21 protein-coding genes are annotated in these 20,929 nt (G+C 45.5%); 7 read left to right on the forward strand and 14 right to left on the reverse strand.

Going from position 1 to position 20,929, the window contains the following annotated elements; all coding sequences use genetic code 11:
* Nucleotides 1–21 precede the first annotated feature (21 nt).
* On the forward strand, nucleotides 22–597 hold the full coding sequence (locus ACR6HW_RS04435; RefSeq protein WP_455729958.1) for a hypothetical protein: 576 nt from the start codon (nucleotides 22–24) through the stop codon (nucleotides 595–597).
* Nucleotides 598–756: 159 nt separating this feature from the next.
* Here ACR6HW_RS04435 and ACR6HW_RS04440 read toward each other — a convergent pair whose 3' ends face one another.
* The 3 genes from ACR6HW_RS04440 to ACR6HW_RS04450 form a co-directional block, all read right to left on the reverse strand.
* Nucleotides 757–1,620: a serine hydrolase domain-containing protein gene (locus tag ACR6HW_RS04440; protein WP_455729959.1), complete on the reverse strand. Its 864-nt coding sequence runs from the start codon at nucleotides 1,618–1,620 to the stop codon at nucleotides 757–759.
* A complete protein-coding gene (locus ACR6HW_RS04445) occupies nucleotides 1,617–2,177 on the reverse strand; it encodes an SF0329 family protein (RefSeq protein ID WP_455729960.1) in 561 nt (186 codons plus the stop codon). Before ACR6HW_RS04445 ends, ACR6HW_RS04440 begins: the two co-directional genes overlap by 4 nt.
* Nucleotides 2,178–2,341: 164 nt before the next feature.
* The gene (locus tag ACR6HW_RS04450; protein WP_455729961.1) at nucleotides 2,342–2,656 is read right to left on the reverse strand and encodes a DUF3784 domain-containing protein; all 315 of its coding nucleotides are present in this window, start codon (nucleotides 2,654–2,656) and stop codon (nucleotides 2,342–2,344) included.
* A 224-nt stretch (nucleotides 2,657–2,880) separates the two neighbouring features.
* Here ACR6HW_RS04450 and ACR6HW_RS04455 point away from each other — a divergent pair, with 224 nt between their 5' ends.
* The 5 genes from ACR6HW_RS04455 to ACR6HW_RS04475 all read left to right on the forward strand — a co-directional run bounded on the left by ACR6HW_RS04455 (nucleotide 2,881) and on the right by ACR6HW_RS04475 (nucleotide 6,628).
* Complete coding sequence (locus ACR6HW_RS04455) at nucleotides 2,881–3,609, forward strand: hypothetical protein (RefSeq protein ID WP_455729962.1); 729 nt, start codon at nucleotides 2,881–2,883, stop codon at nucleotides 3,607–3,609.
* A 151-nt stretch (nucleotides 3,610–3,760) separates the two neighbouring features.
* On the forward strand, nucleotides 3,761–4,528 hold the full coding sequence (locus tag ACR6HW_RS04460) for a MerR family transcriptional regulator (protein WP_455729963.1): 768 nt from the start codon (nucleotides 3,761–3,763) through the stop codon (nucleotides 4,526–4,528).
* A 121-nt stretch (nucleotides 4,529–4,649) separates the two neighbouring features.
* On the forward strand, nucleotides 4,650–5,375 hold the full coding sequence (locus ACR6HW_RS04465; protein WP_455729964.1) for an ABC transporter ATP-binding protein: 726 nt from the start codon (nucleotides 4,650–4,652) through the stop codon (nucleotides 5,373–5,375).
* Nucleotides 5,362–6,105, forward strand: coding sequence for an ABC transporter permease (locus tag ACR6HW_RS04470; RefSeq protein WP_455729965.1), 744 nt, complete (start codon nucleotides 5,362–5,364; stop codon nucleotides 6,103–6,105). Before ACR6HW_RS04465 ends, ACR6HW_RS04470 begins: the two co-directional genes overlap by 14 nt.
* A 193-nt stretch (nucleotides 6,106–6,298) precedes the next feature.
* Complete coding sequence (locus ACR6HW_RS04475; RefSeq protein WP_455729966.1) at nucleotides 6,299–6,628, forward strand: hypothetical protein; 330 nt, start codon at nucleotides 6,299–6,301, stop codon at nucleotides 6,626–6,628.
* A 121-nt stretch (nucleotides 6,629–6,749) separates the two neighbouring features.
* On the opposite strand, the gene ACR6HW_RS04480 is transcribed toward ACR6HW_RS04475, so the two are convergent.
* The 8 genes from ACR6HW_RS04480 to ACR6HW_RS04515 form a co-directional block, all read right to left on the reverse strand.
* Nucleotides 6,750–7,313: a hypothetical protein gene (locus ACR6HW_RS04480; RefSeq protein WP_455729967.1), complete on the reverse strand. Its 564-nt coding sequence runs from the start codon at nucleotides 7,311–7,313 to the stop codon at nucleotides 6,750–6,752.
* A 452-nt stretch (nucleotides 7,314–7,765) separates the two neighbouring features.
* On the reverse strand, nucleotides 7,766–8,323 hold the full coding sequence (locus tag ACR6HW_RS04485; protein ID WP_455729968.1) for a hypothetical protein: 558 nt from the start codon (nucleotides 8,321–8,323) through the stop codon (nucleotides 7,766–7,768).
* Nucleotides 8,324–8,363: 40 nt separating this feature from the next.
* On the reverse strand, nucleotides 8,364–9,029 hold the full coding sequence (locus ACR6HW_RS04490; protein WP_455729969.1) for a hypothetical protein: 666 nt from the start codon (nucleotides 9,027–9,029) through the stop codon (nucleotides 8,364–8,366).
* Between the two features lie 141 nt (nucleotides 9,030–9,170).
* The gene (locus ACR6HW_RS04495) at nucleotides 9,171–9,368 is read right to left on the reverse strand and encodes a hypothetical protein (protein WP_455729970.1); all 198 of its coding nucleotides are present in this window, start codon (nucleotides 9,366–9,368) and stop codon (nucleotides 9,171–9,173) included.
* A 40-nt stretch (nucleotides 9,369–9,408) separates the two neighbouring features.
* Entirely contained in the window at nucleotides 9,409–12,036 is a 2,628-nt protein-coding gene (locus tag ACR6HW_RS04500) for a LuxR C-terminal-related transcriptional regulator (RefSeq protein ID WP_455729971.1), read from the reverse strand.
* A 148-nt stretch (nucleotides 12,037–12,184) separates the two neighbouring features.
* Entirely contained in the window at nucleotides 12,185–12,580 is a 396-nt protein-coding gene (locus ACR6HW_RS04505) for a DUF6326 family protein (protein WP_455729972.1), read from the reverse strand.
* Between the two features lie 162 nt (nucleotides 12,581–12,742).
* On the reverse strand, nucleotides 12,743–13,195 hold the full coding sequence (locus tag ACR6HW_RS04510) for a hypothetical protein (protein WP_455729973.1): 453 nt from the start codon (nucleotides 13,193–13,195) through the stop codon (nucleotides 12,743–12,745).
* Between the two features lie 112 nt (nucleotides 13,196–13,307).
* Complete coding sequence (locus ACR6HW_RS04515) at nucleotides 13,308–13,829, reverse strand: hypothetical protein (protein ID WP_455729974.1); 522 nt, start codon at nucleotides 13,827–13,829, stop codon at nucleotides 13,308–13,310.
* 169 nt (nucleotides 13,830–13,998) lie between these two features.
* On the opposite strand from ACR6HW_RS04515, the gene ACR6HW_RS04520 reads away from it, so the two are divergent.
* Nucleotides 13,999–14,391, forward strand: coding sequence for a rhodanese-like domain-containing protein (locus ACR6HW_RS04520; RefSeq protein ID WP_455729975.1), 393 nt, complete (start codon nucleotides 13,999–14,001; stop codon nucleotides 14,389–14,391).
* A gap of 8 nt (nucleotides 14,392–14,399) precedes the next feature.
* Here ACR6HW_RS04520 and ACR6HW_RS04525 read toward each other — a convergent pair whose 3' ends face one another.
* Genes ACR6HW_RS04525 through ACR6HW_RS04535 form a run of 3 tightly spaced genes read right to left on the reverse strand, consistent with a single transcriptional unit; the run spans nucleotide 14,400 to nucleotide 20,927 of the window.
* On the reverse strand, nucleotides 14,400–15,662 hold the full coding sequence (locus tag ACR6HW_RS04525; RefSeq protein ID WP_455729976.1) for a TIGR02679 domain-containing protein: 1,263 nt from the start codon (nucleotides 15,660–15,662) through the stop codon (nucleotides 14,400–14,402).
* Nucleotides 15,663–15,676: 14 nt separating this feature from the next.
* Complete coding sequence (locus ACR6HW_RS04530; RefSeq protein ID WP_455729977.1) at nucleotides 15,677–19,774, reverse strand: TIGR02680 family protein; 4,098 nt, start codon at nucleotides 19,772–19,774, stop codon at nucleotides 15,677–15,679.
* Nucleotides 19,758–20,927: a TIGR02678 family protein gene (locus ACR6HW_RS04535; RefSeq protein ID WP_455729978.1), complete on the reverse strand. Its 1,170-nt coding sequence runs from the start codon at nucleotides 20,925–20,927 to the stop codon at nucleotides 19,758–19,760. Before ACR6HW_RS04535 ends, ACR6HW_RS04530 begins: the two co-directional genes overlap by 17 nt.
* Between the last annotated feature and the right edge of the window lie 2 nt (nucleotides 20,928–20,929).

Genomic DNA, 20,929 nt, shown 5'->3' on the forward strand with positions numbered 1-20,929 from the left:
CTGGGAAAGGATAGAATGCTTATGAAAAAATATTTAGCTTTAACACTGAGCCTTATTTTGCTGGTGCTCGCCGGCTGTTCGCGCAGCGACGAACTGGACGATGAAAAAGTTCAGGACCTCTACAACGCCGCTTACGAGGCAATGGAATGGTTTGAAATGCCTTCTTTAAGCTCCTTAGAATCGGTTGTATTTGAAGACAAAAAAATGGATCGTTTAGGCAACGCCTATTTTCGCGTAGAGGACAAACGCTTTAAAACGTTTCAGGACTTTCAGGATGCACTCAGTGCACTGTTCACAGCAGAGAAAGTCGATTCGTTGCTAGCACCGCGCGATGAAAACTTGGGACCAAAGTTTCAAGAATTTGACGGCGCACTCTATAGGGAGCTTTCTGACAGAGGCGGCCGTCAAGACGTCGGCGATGGCGAAACCCTCGAGTGGGCGTATACCGACGATGAAACCGCCACTGTAACCGTCACCTACCCCATTGTAAAGTATGTTGACAAAAAAGAAGAGGTCGTCCGCTACGAAAGCGTCGATATGACACTTAAAAAGGTCGACGGGCAATGGCTTTGGGCGGATTTTCAACTGATTCGCTAAAACAGATATAAGATTTTCAAAAGGACAGCGCCGGTCTGCTCAAACAGCCCATGCGCGGCTGTCAAACAGTGTAAGTGCTACGATTTATAGCGTCATTGCTCTGACTCAAATAATAGCTCTTAAGGCATCGCCAAATGACGATGTCTTTTTATTTAGACATCAACTGTTGTCTCTAAAATCGGAGACACTGTCCACCACCGCTTGCTCTACAACACCCTGCTTCTGTGTGGGCAAGCTAATGGCGGCCGTTACCGAGCCCCCCTCATCTGGGAACGCGTAAACGGCAATGACACTGTCTGGCCCTTGACCGGTATGACCAAACGAAAACGCCTTCGGGTTATCGTCTGCCATGACCCCCAAGCCGTAGGCCGGACTGCGCCACGGTCGATCGGGAAGATCAAAATTCAAAGTGTAAAGCGTGCGCATCTCATGTTTTATAGGTGCCGTCAAAATGGCTCCAAAGGCGATTTCATATAGGCATTTGGCCGCATCTTTGAGAGACCCTACGACCAGCCCATGATACACAAACTTCGGGTCGTAGCCGGGTTTTACATGCTGAACACCTGAAAGGTCAAACGCGTCCATCGCCACAAACGTGTCCTTTAAACCCAAAGGGCGAAAAAGACGCTCACTGAGCACCGCATCAATTGACATGCCATACACCACCTCCAGTAGGCAGCGCACATGGTAATAGCCGATGTTTGAATACGCCCAACCCGTCCCCGGCTCGAAAATCGGCTTTCGCCCATGCGCATGTGTCAGCATCTCCTCACCGCTCCACGGGGGCATCCCCGCTGTCACTCTATCCTGGTAAGCCTTCAGTCCGGCGTATTCTCCGTAACCGGCTTCGTGCCTTAACAATTGTCTCAATGTGCCGCGCACTTCTCCATAACTTTTATCGAGCTCCAGAAGCCCCTCTTGAACGGCCATAAGTGCCCCTGTCGCCAAAATAGTTTTACCAAAACTCCACCACGGGTAAAGCCCCGTTTCATCCCCTAGAAACACCTTGCCGGTATAAATCATAAGGCTTCCCCAGCGCAAGTCAAGCCTTCGGCTTCTAATCGCATGAGATAGAGGCGTTTAAGCCACTCCGGCTGGTCGTCGACAACCGCCATCAACGCTTTGAGGCGTCGCTTACCTACGCGTCTGTCCACCACTGCCAAAAGCCGGATCAAGGGATTTTCTGAGGTGAGGGAAGTTTCAATAGGGCTGTTTAAAAAACGGTTCACCGCATCTGTAAACTGCCACACGTCGAGTTTGCCTTCTTCTATTCGGAGCGCCTCTGCATGGGCCTCAGCGTCGTTGTTTTCGGCGTTGTTCACGAGTGTGCTCCCTTCCCAGTAGCGCCTTTCAACACCGCGTTCTGCTTTTACCGCCTGCACCACCGGCCAGTACCCTCTATAAAAGTCAAACACATCGCCCTTCACGAGAACTTCGCCATCTACAAAGACGGTAATGGCACCGGTTGAATCGTGTGTTTTACGATAGACGGTCAAATGATAGCGCACGCGGCCTCTTAACGCTGGGCACATGAAATCCTGCTCTAATTTTTTACGTATACCACTCCAAGAATGTCCCATTTAATCATGTTCTCCTATTTTTAGTCTCTATTTTTTAGTCCCAATAGCATTGTAGCAAAAGCAGACGTTCCATAGAGGTTCCTGTTTGCTTATAAATGAACTTGGGTTGTTCATAAAATCGGCGCGTGTTGAGTTCGTGAAGACTCTAACTTTTAGCGATGGCTTTAGAACAACCCGCCATTGTACCGCTTTTGTGCGCGCAATATCACTGCAAAACCGACGACAAAGCCCACCGTCGCAGGCACCCAGTTGTACGCTTCAATAAGAAAGCGCGTCCAAAGTCCCGTGACCATCATCCCGCCGCCAATGACCATTAGGCCCTTTCCTATTTGGGCGGCGTACGGTTTTCTATCGCTTTCCTTTACATTTTTGTAGTGGTACGCGTGAATCCAGTTTATTTTTTGTCTACGCCAAATCATAAGCCCCAGGCCGATAAAAAGCACCCCGACCACCAAAGGAAAAAACCACTCTGCGTGCATACGCTCCACCTTTCTGTAATCACAATTAAGTATCTTCTTTAATTATAGATGACCTGTCAGAGAGCGTCAACACCGCCCTTTTGGCTATCTTCACACGCTTGCCCCCTCTCAATTCTTGCACGTCTGCTCAGCTGCCCTCTAACAATTTCATGACCATTTTCAAGATTTGGCATATTTTCTGATATAATTAGAGTAACCCTTACCCATTTAGGAGGTGCATACTTATGAAAAAAAACTTATGGCTCCTTTTCCTACTCGCCTTTACATTGGTCGGTTGCAAAGCAGAACCCGTCGATGTCAGCGCCTACGATTCTGAAATCACATCTTTAAAAGCAGACATCCAAACACTAACTGAGACACTAGAAACCACTGAAACGGCGCTGAAAAAAGCCGAAGAAGATCTTGCCAAAGCTCTTGAGGAAGAACCCGTCGAGCCCACTGAACCCACCGAAGCGACAGATTTAATCAGCGCCGGTGCCGCGGTGATGGCTTTGATTGAAGCGGAAGACTTCGACGGCTTAAGCGCGTGGATTCATCCGGACGAAGGCCTTTTACTGAAACCGTACCCCAACTCCGACCCCGGCACCAGCCAGTCGTTCACCGCGTCTGAAATCGCCGCAGCATATGCCTCACCGGATGTTCTCAACTGGGGAACCTTTGACGGGAGTGGCGAACCTATCGACTACACATTTGAAGCGTATTACGACCGCTTTATCTACGACGTCGATTTCATTGAGCCCGAAACCATTGCCGTCAATCATACGATTTCCGTCGGCAACGCCATTACCGATTTGGAAGGCAACTACCCGGGTGCTTCTTATCTCGAATACCATTTTTCAGGCTTTGAGCCCGAATACGAGGGCATCGACTGGAAAAGTCTTTTCCTCGTGTTTAAAAAGGTCGGTGACAACTGGTACTTAATTGCCATTGAACACAGCCAATGGACCATTTAGCTCAGGCGAAACCGCCCCCTTTCCGTTTGCTAGGGGGCGGTTTGTATGTGATAATACAAGGGACATAAACACTTTATGCCACGTTTATCCACGTGACAAATTGAAAAAACAACCTCCATAATACACTCATAGACCCTATTCACGAAAGTAGGTGATCGTCATCCAAGAAACCTTTACCACCAGTCAAGTGGCACAGCGCATCGGTATTCACCCCAACACTGTACGCATGTATGAAACTTGGGGGCTCGTCTCCAAACCCGAACGACGCCCAAACGGCTACCGAATCTACACGCCCCTTCACCTCTACCAGTTTAAACTGGCGCGCACGGCGCTACAGGTTGAGATTTTACAAAATGGTTTGAGGAAAAAGGCCATTGCCATCGTTAAATTGTCCGCCAGTTGTGCGTTTGAACAGGCGCTAGACGCAACAGACGACTACCTATCGGCATTGTCCGATGAACTGAAAAGTGCTCACACCGCTGTTGAAGCCGCAGCGTCTCTTTTAGATGGGCGCCGCTCTCCCGCTGGGCAACCCCTCAATCGAAAAGCCGCTTCGCACCTGCTCGGCATCTCGGTAGACACCCTGCGGAACTGGGAAATGAACGGTCTTCTCACTGTGAAACGAAAAGCCAACGGCTATCGCATTTACGACGGCGAAGATCTGCGGAAACTCCAAGTCATTCGCGCCCTTCGCTGCGCCAACTACTCGCTCTCAGCCATTCGTCGATTGATAAACGTCGCTTCTAAAAACGCCACTATAGACGTTGCACAAACGCTGAACACACCGGCGCCAAGTGAAGACATCATATCTGTCTGCGACCGGCTTATTGACGCCCTTGTATCAGCACAGAACAATGCCATTAACATGAAGACACTACTGAACACGATGCAACTTAAATTTTCAAACCCTCCACTATAACACCAACCTTTGCGTTGGTGTTATGCTTTTTTAGACAACAAGCGTCGAGCCTAAAACCTAGGTGTTGACAATGAGGTTTAAGTGACGCGCTTTCCCACAACACAAAAGGAGGTCAAAAATCGTGATTCACGTTGAAAATCTTACAAAGTCTTACGGCACCCTTAAAGCCGTAGACGCCCTCAGCTTTACTGTTCCAAAAGGCACCGTCTTTGGCTTGCTAGGTGCCAACGGCGCCGGAAAAAGCACCGCATTAGAGTGTCTCGTCGGGACGAAAACACTTGATAACGGCACGGTTTCAATTCTAGGGCTGTCGCCTGTGGACAATCGAAAACACCTCTTTGAAAAGGTCGGCGTTCAGTTCCAAGAAGCTGCTTATCAAGAAAACATCCGCGTCGCAGAGCTCTGTGAAGTAACTGCCGCCCTCTACAAAGCCCCTGCCGACTACTGTGCTCTGCTCGAACGATTTGACTTGGCTCATAAAAAAGGCGCCTACGTCAAGACCCTTTCAGGGGGCGAAAGGCAAAAGCTGTTTGTCGTTATGGCGCTTATTCCCGATCCCGAAGTGGTTCTTCTAGACGAACTCACCACGGGGCTCGACGCCAAAGCGCGACGCCGTGTTTGGAAACTGCTGAAGACGCTAAAAGCCGAAGGCTTAACCATCCTCTTAACGTCACATTTTATGGATGAAGTCGAAGCCTTGTGCGATGCCATTTGCATCTTGAAGAAGGGACAAGTCGTCTTTAGCGGCTCCGTTTCTTCTGCCATTGATGCAAGTCCCTACACAACGCTTGAATCCGCCTATCTTTGGCATACAGGAGAGGAGGCCCTAGACGATGAACACCTTTAAAACCTTGTTCAGAACCGAGCTCAAGTTATCGATTCGCGGTATGGACATGATTATTTTTTCTGTTTTTTTGCCTCTAGTGGTTCTCTTTTTAATTGGCGTCATCTTTGGCGACAAACCCGCTCACGCCGGAGCAGGCTACACCTTTCTTGAACAGTCTTTTGGTGGCATCGTCTCTATCGCCATCTGCGCAGGCGGGGTCATGGGACTGCCGCTCGTGGTCTCCGATTACCGATCGAAGGGCATTTTAAAACGCTTTAAAGTGACGCCGATAAAACCGGCAGCTATTTTACTCGTGCAGGTGAGCCTCTACGCCTTGTACGCTCTTGTTTCATTGATTACAGTTTATACGACAGCTTCACTGTGCTTCAACCTGAGTTTGAAAGGGCACATAGGTGCCTTTTTAATGGGGTGGCTCTTGGTGATGGTTTCGATGTTTGCCATCGGTCTCATGGTGGGCGGCTTATCAAAAAACACCAAAGTCGCCGGCATTGTGGCCAGCCTTTTGTACTTCCCCATGTTGATTTTTTCAGGGGCAACACTCCCCTATGAGATCATGCCTTCCTCTATGCAAAAAATCGCCGACCTCCTGCCCCTCACACAGGGTATTAAGCTACTGAAAGCCACCACTCTAGGACTTCCCGTGGCACACCTGACAACGCCGTTTGTCGTCCTCTTCGGCATGACAGTCATCTGCACGCTCATCGCTCTAAAAGGGTTTAAATGGGAATAGTTTTCTGCAAGGTGAACATCTAGGGAGTCTTCAAGCCGTTGTCGTACCTCAGCATCCTTTAACACCGACGTAAGCACGGCGTTCAAAGACGTCGCTAGCATCGCCAAATGGCTGCCCAACCAGTGCCGCTTGTCTCTCAATAAATTCTTTGATATGATAGTAGTCACAAAGTAATTTAACAGCGAGGTGAACGATGGATTTAAGGACAGCGGTGTTAGAAAGCAACACCCCAACAGCCCAATCGAAGCAAAACAAACAACTCGATAGAAAGCAACTTCTAGTGGAAAAAAGAAACGGCTTTGCCTACACCTATATGGTGGATGCCAAAGGACAGCGCGTACTCCTGAGTAAAATGCCCATTGAGGTCTCAAAGGACAGTGCCACCGAGCCGCCAATCCTTGCGGATCAAACAGCTAACCACAAACGTCAACTGTATACTGATGCCATGATTAAAAGGCACTCAAATACAATTGTCGACTTCTTAAACGAAAGTGTCGGCGTCGAGAAACAAAAAAATAGATGACTTATAAACGGACAGCCCTGACTTCCATTGAGGGATTGTCCGTTTTCGCTTAGTTGCTACTAAGAATCCCCCTTTGTAAAAGAAAAAACGGGATTCATCTGAACCCCGCTCTAATCCATTCTTATTGAGTTGTTTTAACCTCTATTTTATCGCCCACATCGTCACTGTCGAGCAACAGCCGGTATTCTTCATTGTCGATAATCATTACCACTTCGAGTTTTTCAAATTCCTCCTCGAAGATAGCCGCCTCGGCCTTAGTGTGTCGATCGACATGTTTTATCAAAGGCCCCGCCCCTAAGTAAAGTCCTTTTGAAGGCTCTAGTGTCACGGTGCGACCTTCTGTCCCAAAGTGTTCACTGCTAGCTTGAAGGGTCTCCTTTATCTTTGCCGATATAAACCCCTTTACCATCACTTCTATGGGGTAATCATTCAAATTCGTTATTTTAATTTGATACCGCAAATTGCAGAGAAAGTTATCTTCTCGCTGTTCTGTAGTCGTCTTGTTGTATAAAACCTCTGGTTTTTGATAGTCAACTTTAATATTTATCTCACTTAATGCATCCCTATCCATTAATACAGTCTGGTCATCGCTTCTCTCAATCTCATCGTAATCAAAAGTTTCTTCTGAGTCACAAGCCGTCAACAGGAGCAGTAGCACCATGGTTATAAAGATTTGTCTCTTCATGATAAAACTCCTTAAGCGTTGTTTGAATAGGTTTCTACATATCGTCCACGGTTGTATTTCCAATAGTCTATTGCAGTCTTATTCACCTCTAAATATTAACATAATTTTATATATACTGTCAAAGTGAGATACGTTGTATACGTAAACTTATCTCAAACGACTTAAAATCATTCGATAACATAAAATCATATCACTTGTTTCCTTCATAACAAGTGATTAACTTTTAAGGTTCTAACTTATCAGAAAGGATAAGAAAAAAGATCCTTTGGCAGTAATTTTAAAGCTTCTTGCCACATTTGCAATTCTTTGCTGTGGGAAGACTCGTACTGAGCTGAGTATAGGCGAGCCCTGACTTCCATTGAGGGACTGTCCGTTTTCGCTTAGTTGCTACTAAGACTCCCCATTTCTAAAAGAAAAAACGGGATTCATCTGAACCCCGCTCTAATCCGTTCTTATTGAGTTGTTTTAACCTCTATTTTATCGCCCACATCGTCACCGTCGAGCAACAGCCGGTATTCTTCATTGTCGATAATCAACACCACTTCGAGTTTTTCAAACTCCTCCTCGAAGATAGCCGCCTCGGTCTTAGTATGTCGATCGACATGTTTTATCAAAAGGCCCGCTGTCATATGAAGCCCTTTTGAAGGCTCCAGTGTCACCGTGTGACCTTCTGTCCCAAAGTGCTTGCTGCTGGCTAGAAAAGTATCTCGTATCTCTTCTGATATGAATACCTTCATCATCACTTCTATTGGGAATGTATTTAAATTCGTTACTTTCAAACCATAAGTCAAACTGCATAGAAGATCTTTAGATTTTCGCCCGTCTTCAGCCTTCCTGTATGCAACCTCCGGTTTTTGATAATCAACTTTAACATTTATCTCACTTAATGCATCCCTATCCAATAAAACAGTCTGGTCATCGCTTATCTTCAGCTTATCGTAAGCATCTTCTGAGGCACAAGCCGTTAACAAGAGCAGTAGCACCACGGTTATTAGAAAATGTCTCTTCATATGCCCCCTTCAAGAGCCCCCCTCAGTGTATTAAACACCTCTAGGAACTCGTTGTCCACATGGCCTCAAAAGCCTTGTCAAATGCCTCTATTAACAGTGTTTCATAAGCCTGTTTACCACGCGAAACTTTAAAATAAGTGTCTGCAACCCGCCGTGTTTGGTTGTTTTCGCGATAATAAAAATTAAGAGCACCTTCGCCGTCGTCTGATACAATGCCACTGAGCATAAAATAATCCCAAGGTACCACTTTATGTATAATTTTAATGGGGTATTTCGTTTCAAGTTCTTTTAAAAGACGGCAATTCTGTTCCAACCGACTTTGAAAGGCGTCGTCATCAGGTCTTTCTCTCAAAAGCACTTTAACCGTGACAGACACTTGACCAGAAGTCCTCTGTTGCAAAGCGTCTGTAAGATTGCGAATAAACAAATCTCCCAGTGAAAAAATACACCGCCATTCAGATGACGTCTTCAAACGCTCTTCAATAAACACATCTAACTTAGTCGGACTAAGACACATGGCATTTTGATACCGATTTTTCAACAACTTTATAAATGCAACCGCTATAATGGAGACCCCCGCTACCGCTGAAACCCAAAGACCTGTTTTCAAGTTTGACGTATAGCCAAAGAGTGTAAACAGCGCCGCCGGGACGCCCAATAAGGCAATGAGAAATCCCCAATCCGATTTAGACACTTTCCTGTTCATTTCCCCCTCCTCAATTTAAATATTAGCTGAGTTCAAGCTGTTCTCATTAAATATTAACTTTTTTTGACTTACATTGCAATGTTTTTCCGATATGTTCTCTCATTAAAAAAGAAGACTCCTTAGGAATCTTCTTTTAGCGAATTAAGTTTTATGCGCCACAGGAACGACTGAAACGAGTTCCATCCCCAGTTCTTGTACACGCCTCAAAACACCGTAAAGTGCCGCTTGATCTTTGAAATCACCTCGAAGAACAGTTGTGTTGCCCGCTTCTTTTACATGTTCAAAAGCCTCAAACCAGTGCGTACGTATATACCCCTTAATGCGTATTTCGTAAACCATAAGACACATCCTTACTGAGCAGATGGCGTTGAGAAACGTCTCATTCTATAAGGCCGATGCTTTGAGCTTTTGCAACGGCTTCTGTCCGCCTCTTGACCTCCAGTTTTGAAAACAGTTTGTTGTTGTAACTTTTGACAGTACTGAGTGCAATAAACAGGTGATTTGAGATTTCCTGATTGGAATACCCTTTTGCGATTAACGCAATCAGCTCCAGTTCTCTGGCCGTCAAGGGCTCCGGCAATGTTTCGTTAATCTGTGCCCGCTGGGCTTCAAATGGCATATCGCCACCGATGACTGTTTCCGGAGCAAACTCTATAAACGGCTGACGAATCCCTTCTTTCTTGGCGTAAGCATTCGCCAAATCCAGCAAATGCGCTTTTTCAACAGCGTCTGTCACATACCGCCTTAAAATCAAAGTGTACTCAATCACCTCAATCTGTCGTCGCTGATGTTTTGCCTGCCGCAGCAAACTTTCGCAAATCGGGCGCAATCTGTCACCAAATCTGTCTACCGGCGCTTGGCTTAATAGCACTTTCCAGCGCATTTCCTCGCTGTAGTTGGGAAACGCTTTGTCCGTCGATTCTAATGTCCCCAGTGCTTCTTCAATCAAATACATCTTTTTCGCTTCATCAGAATCTGTTAAAAATAAGAGCCATAACGCCAGTACATCTAGGGTCACCCCTTCTGGCGCAGGGTTTAAATAGGTATATTGCTTGCCTTCCAGAACGCATTGATGCGCTTGTTGGTACAGGCCGTCTTGCATAAAGAGACGCGCTTTCAGTTGATGGTATTTGTACCGCCAATCCATAAACTCGTAACGGTGGCCGTACATCTTACTGGTTTCAAGGTGTTTGTACGCCTGATCTCGATGTCCACGGAAACTCTCAATCGACGCCAGCAATAAGTAATATGTCCCCACCAAGAACGGCAAGACAGCGTTCTCTTCAACACTGTCTATGGCGTTTTCCAGCAACACTTTCGCCTTAGTAAGCTCACCTTTGCAAAGGCAGATTTCGGCGACGAGCCAAGTAAATGCGTTTTTTATAGACGGGCTCACTTCCTGCGGCAGCTGCTCTCTTAAAGCGCTCATTGTTTCAAGTGCCTCTATGAGATTGCCCTGTCCCCAATGCATCATGCCGAGAAAGGATTCGACAACCCATTGCCTCGAATAGGTGGCCGTTGCCGTTAAAGCCTTCAATTTTTCAGTATGGGCCATTAGGTCATGATACGCCCCTTTAATCGCTGCAACATAAGCTTCAGAAGACAACAACAGAGTTGGAATATCATCAAAAGTCTTTCGGTCGTGAATATCGATCTGCACACCCGGTTCGCCTAAATGCCAAGCGTCATACAACATCTTAGATCGACTAAACCATTTTTGACACGCTTCTATTTGCCCTTGGTCCAAGAGCGCCCATCCATAGCCGATACAGAGGACCGGACTGGACTCAATATACCGAACCGGTAACCGCTTTACCAAGCCCAGCCACGTCGCCGAGTGAAGCGCCATGTCCATTACGGCAAATCGATGTTCAATAACACGTTGAGCCTCTCCAAAATGACCGCCACTAATATAGTAAGAAATGGCCTCTTGATAGCCCTCTCTCGTTTCGTACCACTTACCGGCCCTCTGGTAAATGTCGTCTATTCCCAAACTCTTGTGGCGTTTAAGCTCTTGACTTAGAAGCACTCTAAACAGCTGATGGTATCTGTACCAGCCGTTTTCCTGATTTAACGTCACTAAAAAGCTGTTGGTTCGGAGCAAGTATTCAATTTCTGAAGCAGCGGTTTCACGCGGTATTTCCAGAGCATAAGCACACAGCGCTTCATTAAAATAAGACAGAACCGAGGTTTTTAGAAGAAATGCCAAATGCGCTTTAGAGTGACGCTCCAACACTTCTTCTAAAAGGTAGTCCATGATATACGCTTGGTTTTGTTTAAACGACTGAATAAAAGTGTCCACCGCCTCGACCTTTTCAAGTGTCATTGCAATCAGCTGAATTCCCGCAACCCATCCCTCCGAACGCTTGTAGAGAAAATCGATTTGTGTTTGCGTCAAGGGCGCCCGCGTGGCCGATTTATAAAACCTTTCAGCGTCTTCTCTACTGAACTTTAAAGACGACACCCTTATCTCATGAAATCCCCCCTGTGCTCTAAGCCTTCCGAAACGGATTGGCGGATCTTCACGGCTGATGATGCAAAGTGTCAAATTTGAAGGCAAATGCTTTAGCAAAGCGTTAATCAATGCGTGAACTTTGCCTTCAGTAACCGCATGGTAATCATCTAAAACCCAAATCCACGGAACAGGTACCTCGTGCAACAGAGCGACAATGCCCTTAATGAGCCCCTCGGCTTCCATTGGAAGGCTGCCCTGCGTAAATGATGCCAATTTTTGAGCGACAGTGTCCTCAATGTCCTCAAGACCTTTTTGAACATAGGAAAGAAAGACTAAGAAATCGTTGTCCCAATCGTCTAAAGTGTACCACAAATACTTTGAATGCCTCCCATCTATCCAGCTGCTCACAGCGGTCGACTTACCGGTGCCCGCCGAAGCACAGACTAGGGATACTTTTGAAGCAGACAACCCGCTTACAACCCCCTCCTTCTCTATAAAGGTCTTCGGTAAAGCGGGTTTCTGCAATTTGTTTAAAATGAGCCTGTCCGACATGGCACCTCCCTCAGTTTTAGCCCTATCACTAAGGCATAACGCTTTGCTCTTTATGAGTTTGAATTTTACCCTCAATCCCCTTCTGCAAAACATCTTTCATAAAGGAGTCGTTGCCACCAGAAACTGCACTTGCAATGACTCGCCGTCTTTACGCTTCAGCTTTCCACTGTATTGCCGTTTTCATAATGAAAAAGAGCGCAATGAGTTCAATCGTCGCAAAGAAAATGTAATGCGGTGCTGTCGACCCGCCTCCGATTATAAAAGCAGCTACGACAAATGGGGCTATTAAATTTAATTTTCGGTTTAAGCGCCTAGATGCGAACTTAGACACCAGAATCATGACGATGTTCACTTCCAGTAGGACCGCGGCCAAAATGAGAAATCCCGGTGTAATCGCAAGCCCCTCTGCTGTTCCCGAAGTCGTCAGTTCTTTTAAAAAGGCCGGCTGTAAAAAGCTCAACAAATCTGCACTAACCACATTTAATTTAACAAAAATCCACAATACCATTAACGTCGTTTGTCTATCGTTCTTTAGTTTTTCCATAGTTGCCTCCTTTAAAAACACTTTGTCTGTTAAGTATAGTCTATAAAGGTGACGCGCACTACCAACTAAAGTTGGTCTTTTGAGTTAAGGCCTATTTTAACGCCACAGATTGCATTAAAAAAAGGGGCGTCCAATAAGAACGTCTCCCTTTTCAAACAGCCTTTACACATGCTCCCCGCTCTCTTTCGCAAAAATCACGTAGAGAAACGGCGCTGCTATAGATGGCACCAAAGCCCAATAGGCCAATCGGTATGAAATCTCTAACAGCCAATTCCCAATCACCGCATACATGTGCGTCGGAATAAAAAGTGCCGTTAAACTCGACGTGTAAACGCCTTTGTTAATCAGCGCAATCTGTAAGATGAGAATGAGGATATAGTAAATAGAAAACACCGTTGCCGATTTTACAACCTCTTTTCGCGACATGTCCTTTACAAAGATTTTTCCCGTTACCACAAACAACGTCAGTGCAAAAATCGTATCCAACACACTGTAGTGTTCGACGATAAAATTTATGCCTGTTTTAAAAGCGACAATGGTGTTCACAAGCTCTAAAATAGTCAATGCAATTCCAGTCGCTATGGATATTAGTGAAATTCTCAATAACTTATGCATAGTGTATCCCTTCATGTTTTTTATTTCTCGATAGGTGCACGGTCTCGCCGAAGCAAACGATTGCAGTACCGCAACGATAAAGTTTTTAGCGGCAACACGTCTGTACAGGCGGTTATTCGAACTTTTCCCAATATACGTTTACAGAAGCTAACCCATATTCGGATTCTAAGGGCCTGCGAACAGTGCTTATTTGTACATCAAACGCGTTAAAAGCACGATGCAAATCCACCTCTTTGCTAGACAGCATGCCTTCGGTAATACCAATGGCCTCTCCAACAAGCTTCTCTTCTAAGATGAATCGGTAAGTCTCCCCCGTCTCAAGTGGCGCTGCCATTTCAGCACTCAAGCACAGAAGAAAAAGATCGCCGCCTTGAAAAGTCTCGAGGACGAGATAGGAAGGGGCCTCTTCAAAGCCTTCGGCAATGGGCACGAAGGCCTTGACTTGCGCTGTAAAAGCACCGTAGATTCTAGCGGCCACAGGGGTCATTTGTTTTTCGACCTCAATGAGACGCGCCTCCAGCATAGCCTTTTCCGCTTTTAGGGCGTCGACGGACTCCTGTGTGACCCCATCGCTACAACACCCTGTCAAAAGCATAAGAAGCAACGCACCTGTTACCAATTTCCTCAAAATCACTTTACACCTCCCCATCACCCTTTTGACGTTTCGCCCTCATTTTATCATATTAAAACATTTTTTCCCATCTTTAATGTTTCATTTGTGAATACTTGTTGAAAACGACGTCTCTTCGGGTATATCTAATTAAATAACTGTACTTTTACAGATGCAAAAAGGAGGCCTCAATATGGAAAAAACCACTACGCTGACACTGTTGCTCATGGTTCTGCTGTTGTTCTTAGGCTGTTCGTCTACTAAAGAAACCGACACCGCTTACAAGACCCTCTCAGCGGAAGAAGCCAAAAATCTCATGGAGGAAACGGAGTCCTACCTCTTGCTAGATGTGCGCACGCCGGAAGAATACGATGCGGGACACATTGAAGGGGCACTTTTAAAGCCTTTAGACACCCTTGAATCTGTCGCAGAGGAAGCGTTTCCCGATAAAGATCAAATGATTCTCATCTATTGCCGTTCCGGTAATCGCAGCGCCACTGCAGCAAAACTGCTCCAAGAGATGGGGTACACCGATGTCTATGATTTTGGGGGGATTATCGATTGGCCTTATGAGGTTGTGAAGTAGAGAGACCTCTAGTGTCCTGTATCTGTTTCGCCTTCTTCGTACGCCGCCACTTTATGTTGCGCCATCATGTCGCCCACAGCACGTAACTGTGGTGTTTCTAGAAGCTGTAACTGTTTTAAGCGCTTTGCGCTGATGCCCTCCTTACTCCTTTTACAGAGATAGCGCTCAACTGTGAAAAAAGACAAATCCAGTTCTGGGTACCTCTTTTTTAAACGTTCTGCAATCCAAAGACCTTCGGGGTCAAAATCGCCACTGTATCTCAATACGGCACCAGACGCATAAAGTCTATCGAGCAGCATATAATCTAATAAATGCGGCTGACCATGTGTACAAACAGCTGACTTCTCGGCATTAGACTGTATGAATTGATAGAATGCTGCGGGGTTCTCAAAACACCAAACGGTTCTTCCTTTACACATAACAGACGCTGCTGAACGGAGATTGAGTTTATTGAGTAAAAGCGGCTCGCCGCGCCCACTAAAAGTTTCCCAGCCTAACGACTGCCCCACATCATCATAAGCGTCTATTCCGTAAGTTAAGACCATTCGAGGCACTTCGTCAGAACTGATGTTGAACTGTTCGTACAGTACTTCTTGCTCTTCTAGTGTTTCAAAAGGCATTTCAGGGCGGCAACTTTTGGCATAAGTGGTAAACAACTTTCTTAGTGGCATCTCTTTGTCGAGAGCGTGTGGATAGCCTGTTGTATAGGCGGCAGCCATAGTAAAACTAAGGCCTTCAGGATGGCGATTTAACAGGCTTAAAAGCTTTTCCAGCTGCGGCAATAGCTCATCAACTGCCACAGCGTTGCGATTTGACGCAAACTCATTTATTAAACGATACCCTGGATGTGACGATACATTAAAAGCTGCCGTCGTCCAAGCTTTTAAGTCTTCTGATGACAATTGACGCAATGTAGCGTTTAACAAAGCGTTTTTAACTGTTTTTTGAACAGTAGAAACCTCTTGATTGGACTGTATGGGTTCATTAAAATACCACTCTAGAATCTTTCCCAACGTTATGCCTTGAAAACGCGTTTCCGCGAAAGCACTTTCAAACGTTGCTAAGTGCACTTTTATAGGGGTGTCACCTGAAAAATCCTTTTTTAAAAGTCCGCGTAAAAAATGCCTTTCTGAATCTGTCGAATTTTTGAGCACAATATTGCCTTTAGCGGCGCCGTAAGTGCAGTATTTGCCCCTTATTAGCGTCATTATCCGTTCTACATCGTAAGATTTTAAATACGCCATAAACGCATCGTAATTGGTTGTTTCCATTACTTTTAGCCCCCTTAGTGCTCTGCAACCAGTTCCCTAGTCGTCCCGTTCCAAATGTACCGAATGGTCGTTACATAAGTGGCATTTTCAGGTCTAATCAATTCGTAGATCGCCAGCGACGGTACGGTCTCGTAGTCGCCAAACAGCACCTGTGAGTTGGCAATAAACCCAAGATCAAGCTCTTTGGTCAACAAGCGGAACATGTCCGTGATATTTTTTTCATCCACACCTGCAAAAGCCTCATCCAACGAAACCAACTTCGGACACTCTCGATTGGCGCCGGCGTACTTGGCATAGACTGCTGAAAAAAGCGGTACGTACATGGCCATGGCTTTTTCTCCACCACTAAAGGTGTAAAAAGCGTTGTTGGTGAGTTCTCGTCGCCGCTCTCCTTTTTTGGTATAGTCCAGTCTAAACTCAAACCATGTCCTATAATCGAGTACTTCCTTCATAATGGTCAAAAAGCTTCTTGTATCTGTCGCATCGAGTGTCTTGCGCTTGCTTTCCCCTATCTTTGACTGAAAATGACGAATGAGCTTGTCCTTTTGGGCTCTTGTCAACAGCGCTTGTTCACCTTTTAATAAAGACACCAGTTCTTTCGTGCTGAGCTGTTCTTCAGAAGCGGCTTCTTTTGTCACCCATTTTAAGTGGAATGAGAGGCCACTGGAAGTGTCCATGCTGTTCATTAACTCATCGATTTTACGCACCCAACGTTCACTGTGGTAGATTTTCGCACCGATTTTCTTGCTGATTGAGTTTATGAGAATCTCTTCAAAAAGAGCACGGTCTTGTTCGTCTAAAACAGAAGTGGATTCTACAATCTGTTGCTCCACCCACTGGTTGAGCACCTTAAAACTCACGACTTTTCCTTGTACTTTTGCCTTTATATCGACGCGTTCGATATGTGTGAGGTCATCGTCACTACACGTATCGGTGCAAAGCGCCTTAAACAGGTACTCAAAGCGCATTTGATATTCCGCTAACTCCCCAGACTCGCTTAAAAATTTTTCTTTTAATGCATCTGTGTAATGAAGGATTGTCTTTTGGTCTTGGATGACATCGCCAAATTGAATCAGAAGTGCTTTTGCCTGTTTTGCGAGCACTTTGGTTTCAGAGGCCTCCCCGCCTTCTAAACCCATCTCGACATACCCCAGTTCACGCTCAGCCACAAAAGCCCGCTCATACAGGGCACGCTTTTCAGCCACTGACTTCCGCTGAGTTTCTAGCTGTTGTATGGCTCCGTCTAAGTGTGTCACCTTCGCTTCATTATCCGATTGAGCCTTTATTTGTCCCTTGAGCAACGTCGGTATTTCCAAAAGGCGTTTTCTACAATCCGCTATTTCGGCTTTAATGTCTTCAAAGTTTGAAAGTTTTAACTGCGCCTCAATATCTTCAAGGCGCACCATGGCTTTGCGTTCAGCGCGCTCAGAATGCTCTATGTCATCTCTCAGGGTCACTTCCGCGTCTTCGCTTATTTTACTTTGCTCCTGCAACGTTTTCAAATGCACTTCTATATAATGAATTTTTTGACTCAACTGATGCCAGTCTGTAAAGGCAGACAAGTAGTTTTCCATTGCCGTTTCAGCCTCTTCATACACTTCAAGGGTCAAGTTCAAATAGAGACCTTTGCTAATGGTTGCAACTTCTAGTTGGACGTCTTTTAACAGTTGAAAAGCTACTTCTGAAGCTTCTCGATAATACGTCACCTCTTTTTCTAGAAGTTTTAAGCGCCCTTCGGCTTCAAAAAACGTCGTGTACGCTACATCTAAATCGTCGTTATTAGGGAAGTGTTCCCATTCTTCTTGAAGGGTGTCTAACTTCTCATTTAATTTTTCAATAACGCCTTCTATTGCGCTTAATTGCGCTGTTGCCACGGAAATTTCCGCCTCTATTTCCCGAAGCAGCCTTTCTCTATAACGCTTTCTCGCCAAATGCCCAACGAATCGAGACGGTTTATCCCCAGATACTTTTCCGCGAATGGGCCCCATGCCATAATGGCCGGCCTCAGTGATGTAGAAACGATTTTCCGTTTCGTTGATAAACACGCTCATTAACACGTCTTCAACGGTGCTTTTTTCAAATGGGTGACCTTGGTCTTCGACTTTGAAAAAAGCGGTTAGGTTGTGGCTTAAATACTCCGGTGTCGCGAACAAGTAGCGTTCTGCTTCTCCAGTTGTCATGGCCAGGACCTGAGATTTGTGTTGCTCATGAACGATTAATGCATCGAGAAGACCCATGGCCTCAAGCGCTTCTTCGAGAACCCCTTTTTGGGTTTCGGACAGTTCTGCGTTAAAATCAAGAACCTTGTAAAGCGGCACATAGTCGATCCCCAATGCTTCAAGACGCTTTCTATTTTTTACAGTTGCCTCTGTCCGTTCAGGCGCCATGTCTTGTTGCTTTTCTACGGTCTGATAACGGTCTTTGAGTTGTGTAATCGTCTCTTTTACCTGTTGATGCGCACTTTTTTCACGGTGTATCGCCATGTGCACTTCCCCTTTTGAAGCCTCATAGGCTGTTCTCAAGGGCTCAATGGCTTGGTCAAAGCGATAAGGGGCATTGTAGCTAAATATGCGCTCTGTCACTTGCTGGAGAATCTGCCGCGGTATATCAAGGACACGATTGTGCTCCGCCCAAGCAAATGTGCTGACAGCAAACTCTTCTTTTATTTGGTTAAATTGTTGTTCAGTTTCTTTTACAAAATGCTTCTGATCGGCCAACTGACGCACGGCACTATCCACTTTTTCAAGTGAAACATCGTAGGCTTGACGCACTTCGGCTTGTCGATTTAACGCTTTAGCCGTGTCTTTTACCCGTTTTTTATAAGCTTCAACCTGCGCTTTGTGGTACTTAAAATCCGCCGCTTCTCGCTCTTTTTTGTACGTATCAGCAAAAAAATGATGTTCGTCAAAGCCAGCGACTTCTGCTTCTTCATCTAACAGTACCAACAGCTTTTCGCCTTGAAAAACAGCTGCATCAAGGTCGCTGTTCTGTGCCTTCACTTTGTACGCCAGTTCCGTGGTCACCGCTTCCTGCCGATTTAATTTTACGCGTTTTTTATCAGCTGCATCACGATACTGGTCGATATCTGATTTAAGTTGTTCGCCCTCTAATGCCAAAGTCGCCAAATCGTGACTTAACAAGCTGGCTTCTCTCTCTTTCAAGCGAGAATTCTCTGTCTCTAGGTTGGCCACTTCTCGCTTGGCAGCTTCAATGGCTGTCGTGGCTTCAACACGCTCGTTTTTATACTTTTCCTGACTTTTAGATAAAGTCGTCTCTTCTTCAAGATGCTTTAAAAAACGCGTCGCTTTGGTGGTCAGCATATACGAATTGTACTTGTCAAATGCGGTTTGTATCCGGTTTAAGCTCTTTTTAGAACGTTCCAGCGCATCGATTTTAAGCTTGATTTCATCCATGTTCTCGATGGCTTCGGCCATGGGTCTCAAGTCTTCGTCTGTCAATGTAACCAAGGAGTTTTGCATGATTTCATACATAGTCGTCGGTTTAAACTCTTTGCTCAGCTTTGGAGACCGTATCTGAATAAGCAAGGTAATGAGTTCATCGAAATCGGTAATGTCCGAGTAGCCAAACAGGTGCTCGTTCACTGCCGCTTTGTAGTCGCTCTGCTTGGTATAAACATGCCCGCCAATGTCGATTTTGTTTTCAAGTTCTTTTTGAGTCAGTGGTATTTTGTCTCCCATATCTCGATAGAGCGTAAAATCGTGGTTTTTACCGATGCGTCGGTTGTCGAGTAAAAGAAAATACCACGTCTGCATCGGCCGGTTCTTACGCGCTCTCATGCCCATACCAATGGTCATATGGCGTTGCGCTTCTTTCTTTTCAAACTCCAAAAACAAATAACCTGTGCGTTCTTCTACTTCTAAGCCATCGCTTAGAAGATAGCTCTCCATCTTCCGAGCTTTTGAACCAAAGGGATCTAAACGTTCGGGACTCTTGTTGCCGTCAAAAAGCAAAGGTACCAAGCTTTGCATGGTTACCGATTTTCCAGAGCCATTGGCGCCACGTAGGAGCAATCTCCCGTCTTCAAAGTGAAATTCTTCTTCATCGTAGTACCAAAAATTCACAACGCCTGCTCTACTAATTTTCCACGCCATCGTCACTGCCCTCCTTTTGCTTGTCCCAGTATGCTTTTGGGTAGTTCCCCGATAGTTTTCCACAAGCCGGCAAAATGGTTACAGACTTGTTGTAGACATCTAATTGAATCAGTCCAAAGCTCGTCATCTCGCGATTTATTTCTCCGATTAAGGCTTTTAACGGCAGTTCCCTATACCCTTTTGACCACCCTGCGCTGTATTTCTTTTGAATACCTTCTAAGAAAACTTCCCATGCGACTTTGGAGATCGTCGCTGAATCGTCAAAATGGCGTTCCCAAGTCCCCTTATTGATGTTGTCGCGTGCATCTGCGCAGCACTGTAGGACGATATCCGATAGATTTCTTCGATTGGGCAAGGCATCTCTCACTTGTCCCCCCTCTTGAAAGAGGAGCAACGCGCCGTTTTTATGCAGATGAAAGTCAGCACCCACATAGCGCTCAAAATCATGTGTCAGCACACTGCGCATGTTCTTAATGTACAGATAATCTTGATCCTCTGAACCGGTTTGGTAAACCACGGGCTCCATTAAGAGGCGTCTATAGACGCGATAACGTCTCATCACCCCGCGCTCTCCTTCTTCTGTTTGCCAGTCGAGCCCTTCGAGTTCTTTTATTGACCCCACCCCTGTTATATCAAAAGGAAAGCGCCTCACAAAGTATTTTGAAAGTCCTGTGTTCTCATATAAGACTTCTACAGCGGCTTCTTCACCCACGAATTGGCTGTCATCACCGTCGTTAACTCGAATCAAATACGCTTCTTTGCAAAATGCCAACACTTTGATGAGCAGTTTTCTCTGTGAAAACGCCGTCCAATCTACTTGTGACCGTATCTCTGGTTGAGATTGAATGTAATCTGTTATTTGAGCCAATACAAATTGCTCTTCAGGTTCTTTTTCTTCTAAAAACATTAAGATACAGCACAAGAAAACATAGCATAGTGGCGCATCAAACTCCGCAATGCCCATCCACGGCTGTGGCTTCCCAGGAAGCTTCTCCATTTTAATCATCAAAGGATTTACAATAAGCGTATAGCCCAATTTTTCCTTCACGAAACTTTGGTACGATTTTAAGTTGTCTTTTACTTTAAAATACTTTTCAGGCTCTCTTTTTTTAACAATCCAGCGATTGTTCAACAGTTCAAGCAATTCATCCACAA

It is taken from the genome of Fusibacter sp. JL298sf-3 (assembly GCF_053842995.1).